The sequence below is a fragment of the Chitinophagaceae bacterium genome, assembly GCA_016710165.1.
In the GTDB taxonomy this organism is placed as follows: domain Bacteria; phylum Bacteroidota; class Bacteroidia; order Chitinophagales; family Chitinophagaceae; genus Ferruginibacter.
Window position 1 is genome coordinate 1 of sequence record JADJLJ010000012.1, and the last position, 6,843, is coordinate 6,843.

General features: G+C 38.9%; 10 protein-coding genes. All 10 read right to left on the minus strand.

The genetic code is table 11. The features are described from left to right. Positions 1-2: 2 nt before the first annotated feature. Complete coding sequence (locus tag IPJ02_18040; protein ID MBK7377378.1) at positions 3-404, minus strand: hypothetical protein; 402 nt, start codon at positions 402-404, stop codon at positions 3-5. A 103-nt stretch (positions 405-507) separates the two neighbouring features. Continuing rightward, positions 508-648: a hypothetical protein gene (locus IPJ02_18045; protein ID MBK7377379.1), complete on the minus strand. Its 141-nt coding sequence runs from the start codon at positions 646-648 to the stop codon at positions 508-510. Positions 649-722: 74 nt separating this feature from the next. Then, positions 723-1,013, minus strand: coding sequence for a hypothetical protein (locus IPJ02_18050; GenBank protein ID MBK7377380.1), 291 nt, complete (start codon positions 1,011-1,013; stop codon positions 723-725). Positions 1,014-1,122: 109 nt separating this feature from the next. After that, positions 1,123-2,151, minus strand: coding sequence for a strawberry notch C-terminal domain-containing protein (locus tag IPJ02_18055; GenBank protein ID MBK7377381.1), 1,029 nt, complete (start codon positions 2,149-2,151; stop codon positions 1,123-1,125). Positions 2,152-2,153: 2 nt separating this feature from the next. After that, a complete protein-coding gene (locus IPJ02_18060) occupies positions 2,154-2,747 on the minus strand; it encodes a strawberry notch family protein (protein ID MBK7377382.1) in 594 nt (197 codons plus the stop codon). A 1-nt stretch (position 2,748) separates the two neighbouring features. Continuing rightward, the gene (locus IPJ02_18065) at positions 2,749-5,157 is read right to left on the minus strand and encodes a hypothetical protein (GenBank protein MBK7377383.1); all 2,409 of its coding nucleotides are present in this window, start codon (positions 5,155-5,157) and stop codon (positions 2,749-2,751) included. A 3-nt stretch (positions 5,158-5,160) separates the two neighbouring features. After that, the gene (locus IPJ02_18070) at positions 5,161-5,655 is read right to left on the minus strand and encodes a hypothetical protein (GenBank protein ID MBK7377384.1); all 495 of its coding nucleotides are present in this window, start codon (positions 5,653-5,655) and stop codon (positions 5,161-5,163) included. After that, a complete protein-coding gene (locus tag IPJ02_18075) occupies positions 5,636-5,833 on the minus strand; it encodes a hypothetical protein (GenBank protein ID MBK7377385.1) in 198 nt (65 codons plus the stop codon). Before IPJ02_18075 ends, IPJ02_18070 begins: the two co-directional genes overlap by 20 nt. Beyond that, on the minus strand, positions 5,830-6,432 hold the full coding sequence (locus tag IPJ02_18080) for a hypothetical protein (GenBank protein MBK7377386.1): 603 nt from the start codon (positions 6,430-6,432) through the stop codon (positions 5,830-5,832). Before IPJ02_18080 ends, IPJ02_18075 begins: the two co-directional genes overlap by 4 nt. A 176-nt stretch (positions 6,433-6,608) precedes the next feature. Beyond that, the coding region (locus IPJ02_18085; GenBank protein ID MBK7377387.1) for a hypothetical protein at positions 6,609-6,843 on the minus strand (235 nt) is incomplete at its 5' end.

The following is a 6,843-nucleotide window of genomic DNA, read 5'->3' on the forward strand; positions in this document are numbered from 1 at the left end:
CTTTAAGTAAGTTGCCCTGATCGTCTGTAAGAAACAAGTTGCCCATCATTTGTACCGAATGCTTGTAATAAGTTACCTGTTACCATAAACCGATGCTCTCTGGTCCTTGTCGATTGTAAACTATCCCAGTTATCAATGAAATTTTGTCTTGCCTGTGGTGTCATGAAAGAACTATTGGCTATAACAGCATTTATAAAATCCTGTTTGCTTAATGGTATTGACACAATTCTCCGACTATCATTAACAGCAAATCTCATGTTGATTGCTGAAGGAGCATACGGATTTTTTCTGTTTTTCTTAATGTTAAAACCTAAGAAAATACCTTTGCTGGTTCCTATTGTGGTATCTGTTCTTACGGAAACCGGCACTTCATAAAGATTACCAATTTTAAAATAACGTGCCAACCGGCTTAAATTGTTCTTAACAAAATTATTCCGGGTTTCGAGCCTTTTATAGCTTCGTTTTTAGCAAATTCCAACCTCTCCAATGATCCTTCAACTGCATCTTCTATGGCAAGGCAAGACCTTCTTTTTCTGCTTTTTCTCTGGCATTTTTTGCAACGCTGATTTTATTTTTTTCATGCTGCAATTCCAGTTTAGCAATACCTTGTTCAATAACTCCGTCATAATGGCTTTCAATTCCGTCCAATACTTCTGTGCTCTTTTGTTCCGGGGTAAGGCCATCCAGTCCTTCAATTACCTCTTTATCAATATCTACTTTCTTTAATGGCTTCTTAAAACATCAGTTTCTATTTGTTCTAAAATACTTGGATTACCAAAAGGACTATCACCGCCTTTACCTTCCACAATAACATCACTGGTTAGCGTTTTTGCATTTAATGGCAATACTTTTACTTCCAAATCGTTGCTATTATTGCTCTCCAAATATTCAATGTAATCTGTATAACGATCTGATACTTCTTTGTAAAATTCGTTTTGATCTTTAGACTGTAAAAAAGCTACACGGCCTGTAACTTTTAATGCAGCATTTTCAATTTTAGTAATTCCATCCAAACCTTCATCACTTTTATCATTAAATTTTAACGTCCAGTAATTTATCGTTAAGTTCCGGTTCTCCTTTTAAATATTCAGTAACAATTTCATCACCGTATTTATTCAGAAATCAACAAACATCTGCGGTCTTAATTGATTTTTGACTGCTGGTTGTATTGGCATCAAAGGGATTTAAGTTTTTCTTAAACATCATCAGTAACTTGATTCTGCCTGAATAGCAGAAACAATGTAACCGGTATGCGCCCTGGACAACTTGCCCAACCCTGTCAATTCTGCCACGCTTTTGTACTGCTTTATTAATATCCAACTCCAGCTGGCCGTCAATCATTACCCTTTGCCGCTGATCTTTAAATTTACTGCTGGCGTGCATACTTATACCGGTGGCTTCAGACATATTCAACATTACTACATCAAGTTCTCCTTCGTTAAATTCACGGACAATTTTTTTCTTATCGGTTTCAAAACGGGTAGTCACTATCGCACTTCCGTCGTCCTGAATATCAAGCATTATTTTTCTGCCGGTTATTTCCTTTACGGTATAACCTGCATCCTGAATACGTTTTATCATTACATCAATGGGGCTGATTGTAATGCCGGAACTCGCTTTAATGATTTTATCAAGAATACGCTGATATTCTGCTCTCCCATCTTCCGTTAAATCTGCAAGTGATATTGTTCCAGGTATAGAATTACCTTGTGCATCTTTTTCGGTGTACCTCATTACTCCTTCAAGCGCTCTTTTTAATGTAAGGCTGAAATCTATTTTTTCAAGTCGCTCACCAGGTTGCGCCCCAATATGGTCAAGGAAACTACCCATCGTGCTTTTAAATCCAATAACAGGCTTCCTGTTGGCTTTTAATTCATCTATCGCTGCATCAGCTATATCTAACGCTTTTATAGAAAAAAGAAGTTGATCTATAAGGTTAAACACTTTGCTGGCGAATGGCTGATTATTCACCCCTGCCATATTAGTTCCTCCACGTTCTGTCATTCGGGCACCAGCGGCGGCAGCAATATCATCCATAGCCCGAATTACTTCTGCAACATGAATTGCCTGGAAATCTATAATATCCCTTATATTATCAGTAACCTTATCTGCAATTTCTCTGTGTGCTTCCGGTTTCCTCCAGTACTTCATAATCAACACTTTACGCCATCAAAACTTCTTTCCCTTCTTAGCATCTGGCCGCTTTCTACCAACTGGGCCGCAACAACTTCCTGCAATGCTACTCCACCATGCTCAATGGCCCGGACTAATTCATCATTGCTCATATTGGCTTCCTGCATAGCCGTTTTCATGGCATATACAGGCATTGCTTGTGGTGTTTTGGCAAAGGTGGCAGATAGGTACAGAACACCTTTTGAAGAAGCTATGGCCTCTTTAAAGAACTCCCCACGATTACTTTGCCCCGCTACGTTGTGGCTTTCGTCCAGTATTAAAATATTGCCTTCTGAAATAGCTGCAAAGAAATCTTTTTTTGCACTGGGCTTATCAGATGAAGTACCAAACTGGGAATATGTTGCTAAAACAAAGTTTGCATCTTTGGGTATTTGTTTATTTGCGAAAATTCCTTTTTTGGTTGCGGCTGGCATCAGTTTATGAACAACATTGCCATCCTTATCTGTTATAGTCGGATCGCCAGAAGAATTTTTGTCATTAACAATAAATGGTTTTACATTTTTGCTCCATGATTTATTTTGTGTAGGGTCAATATCTACAAGATCCCTGTACAGGTCAGAAAATAATCCCGGGGGTTTCTGTTAAGAATATTGGTTTAAGCCCCTGATTAATTCCATACCGTAAAACAGCCGCAGCAATACGGCCTTTACCTACCCCGGTCATATCACCAATGATCATTCCTTGCCCGTTCTCAATTTGCACAATAGTCATGGCAACGGCATCCACCTGTTCACCGCTTAAAGCATTAAACAATTCTTCTTTTGTGGCATATCCTAATTTTTTCTGAACGAAATTATCAATGCCGCCATACTCATTATTTATTTTAGTCAGGATGTTTTCGGCATCAGTAGCCATCCGGCTTGGAATAACAGTATCAACTGATTGGCTGCTACTTTTTGGAACATACGGAACTTTTGCATTACTACTTAATTCACCTGATTCAAACTTTCGAGCAGATTGTAAAGACTGGTTTCCTGAAATGTTTCCAATGCCTGTTCCTCTGTTATCTCCGGTTCCGGGCTGTTGAAAAGGAACGTCTGTTTCCAGGTCAGAAACTGGTCCGATTCCATTATCGCTGTCGCCAGTTCCGTTGGTGTCGGCTTGGTCGGTATTTGTATTCCCAGTATTTCCGTTATTAGGTCCGGCGTTTCCTTTTGACGAAGGCCGTCCGCTACTATTTGGGCGTACCTGTCCGGGAGGTATTGCAGGTAATCTTCCTTCGTTGTCTGCTTGTAATCCTGTGGGACCTTTGCCATGAATAGCATCGCCATCGTTTCTGTCGGCATCCATTCCGGGTTGAAAAATATTTTCATAAGTTGCATCTTTTAAAGCATTAACAATTTTCAGAAGTTCATAGTATGATGTTACTACTTGATTTTCTTTATTTATCGGGGTGGCTCCTTCTGCCACGGCTTTTTTGCTATGTATAAGAATTAACCTGGTGGGGAATTGTGTCCCTTGCTTTGCGTAAAGTTCTCCACTGATATTTATTACTGCCGCTACATTATATTGGTTGTACAGCCAGTTAAAGAAAGTACGCTCACTGGTTATCCGTCCTTTTTCATCATATTCATTATGGCCTCCGATAATAATTGCTGCCCTGCCATTTGGTTTTAAATTGGTTAAGGCATTGATAGCCATTTTTTGTGCCAGTCCAGAAATCTTGTACCCATTTACTTCAATTTGTTCGCTGCTTCCAAACGGTGGATTCATAACCAGCCCATCGTATTTTCTACCCTTTGGGAAAGGATTTAAGGCATCTTGGTCAGTAACCTGCTTAAAGCCCTGTCTGGACAAATTATCAAGCCTTACGGGATCTATTTCATTTACAGAAACAATTTCAGGCTTAAAAGCAATGGTCATTATTCCGTTTCCGGCAGAAGGTTCAAAAACAGAAGTAGGCTTACCTGCAGCCACATATAACCCAGCGAGATAAGCTGCTGGAGCCGGGGTTGAATATTGTTGTAATTCAATCCGGTTTGCGCTACGCATACTGATTGTTGGCTGGTTATCATAGATATCAATGATTCCTTCCAGTATGTATTTTTCCTGCCAGCTTTTATTAGCCATATCCCGGCTTAACTCTACAACGGCCAGTTCAGCCATTTCTTGTAAATTGGTATCAACAACATCAATACCTAATTCAGCGGCCAGTTTTCGAAGCGAAACAATATTTTGCTTTTCCTGATTTTTTATTTTCCCTTTGACAATATCAATAAACTGTCTGCGTGATTCGCTTTGTTCAACCTTCTCAAAATCCTCCAGTTCCACTTCTTCGGAACTCATATTGTCGGTGATTTCATCAAAAGTCAGGTTCCTTTCACTCAAATCCATTTGCTCTGCATCTATCTGGTCTGCTCCTCCAAAGTAATAAGCGCCATAAGCAGATTTAAGCATATCGTACAACTCCCTTACTCCTTCACCCATTGCGGCATAAGCATCCTCAATAATATCAGAAAATTTATAAACCCCCTGCTTTATATACCCTGCGATTATTTCTGTTGCTAATTCAAATCTTTTTGGGTCAAAGCCACTTGAAGTCAATGTAATACCTCCGTTCCTACCCAGGTTCTTTAAAGCCAATAACTTTGCTTTCAAATCTTCGGCTGCTTTTTCATCCCTTACTTTACGCTGGGCTACTCTTGCTTTAACAGGAAGTTTTGAAGGTGGTAATTTCGGGTCAACTTTTTTTATTTCTTTTTCAGCTTCATCTTCAATTTCTTCAATGGCCGGATTTGTTTCAGGCATATCACCTGGGATATTGTATTGCTTAATTCCTGCTATATTATTTTTCAACCCGGATAATTCTTCATTAACCTGTTTATAATAATTCAGCGCAATTTTTTTACCGATTTCTTTTTGCTCTTGTTCTGACATATCATCAGTAACCAAGTCATTAAATACCTGTTGGAGCTGTTTTTTAACTTCCTTATGCTTTATTTTTTCAAAACAATCAATCCTCATTTTTTAAGCCAGGTCTTTTAATTTTTGATCAATTACCATGTTGATATTTTGGTTCTTTAATTCAGATTCAAATGTAGCCAAAATATCTCCGTAAAACCCAACGGCATCCCTTTGAGTTTTGATGTAAAATAAAAGATGCTCTGTGATTTCAGGCTTCATCATTTCGGTATTATACATATCCTTGTAATAATTGAGCAGCCCTAATTCATTGGTATATGCCATTTTAATAGCATATTCCAGAGTGGTTACCGGACCCACTTTAGGGTTTAATACCGGCAGCTCAGGGAGTGCGCCCAGGTCATTAAGGAAATTGATGTGTTTTTGATAATGCTCCCCTTCTTCTTTGCTTTCAGCAAGAAAATAAGCTGCTGCTCCAAAGTAACCAGCGGCAAGCATAGCATTTGACAAGAACCGGTACAGGTATTCATGCCCCAGTTCAAATTGAATAGCCTTTACAAATTTATTAATGCAATCCTGGTCAATCAGTGCTTTTTTCATTGGTGGTAGTTTTATATTGTTTACCTTCTCTTAAGATCATATCATTCAGGTCTTTTTCTCTTTGGGCTTTTATGCTTTCGGGCACATATCCCGGAAATGCAATTGCCTTTAGCAAATCCACTATTTCATTGTGCCTGTTTTCGGCTATTCTTCGTTGTATTTTTTCATCTTCTGTCATTGCCAAAGACATTTAACAAGTTCACGCAAGCTATATAATTTCTGCTTAATATCATCAAGCTGCTGCCTGTTTGCTTCGCTTGTGAGTGCCAAATCTGCTTCAATCTTAGTTTGTTCTTCTGGCTGTATTTCTGGCTTTGTTGCTTTGTTTATTTTATCCTGCTTATCTTTCTCAATTTCGGCAAGTTTCTTATCCTTTTCAGCCTGTTCTTTTGAAACCGGATTGTCGTATTGATTTGAAAACTGCTCCAAAAATTCACTATCTGCAAGTGCGGCTTCCTCGGTATCAAGTATCTGTTGAATTTCTTCGTCAGTTAATCCTTCCAGAATACTTATTGCTTTATCAACTTGGTTTTGTTCATCTTCCTCCAATCCTTCATGTGCCTGGTCGTAATAATTTTGCCAATCTTCATCCCCTTTTTCTTCATACTTAGCAAGTTCTTCTGCCATTGAAGTACGGGAATTATGGTCCAGCAAAACACTTTCTACTGCATTGGAGAAATACTGTGAATCGTATTTTTCCTGTGTTTGTTCATCGGCTTCATCCCAAAGGTTATGGCCTAACTGATCTATACTTCTGGCACCATGACGGCCCTGCAACTGGAAATGCGCTTTTATTTCGTCGGAAACACTTTTTCTACCAGATACTTTATTGCCACCAAATAGCTTTTCAAATGCTTGTCGGTGGATGCGGCCACCAGCAATGAAATACTGGAGAGCCTGAACCCGTGGGTCTGTACTTTCAATAGCCAGTGCTTTAAGGTATAACGGGCTTTTTATTGTGGCTTTGGCTCGTTTCTTAAAGGTTTTAATTTTTTCTGGCTTAACGCTTTTGCCACTTTTGTACTGCTTCCACCTGTTTCTTTGGAGGAAGATTGCTGTTTTTTAATAGGCTCATTTTTTTTGTTTTTATTTTTTAATGCGTTACTTCCTTCTCCTTTTGTTTGGGTGGTGGTGGAAAAATCAACTCCCTTTTCAATAATTTCATCTTTGGTAAACTCTAATGGTGCT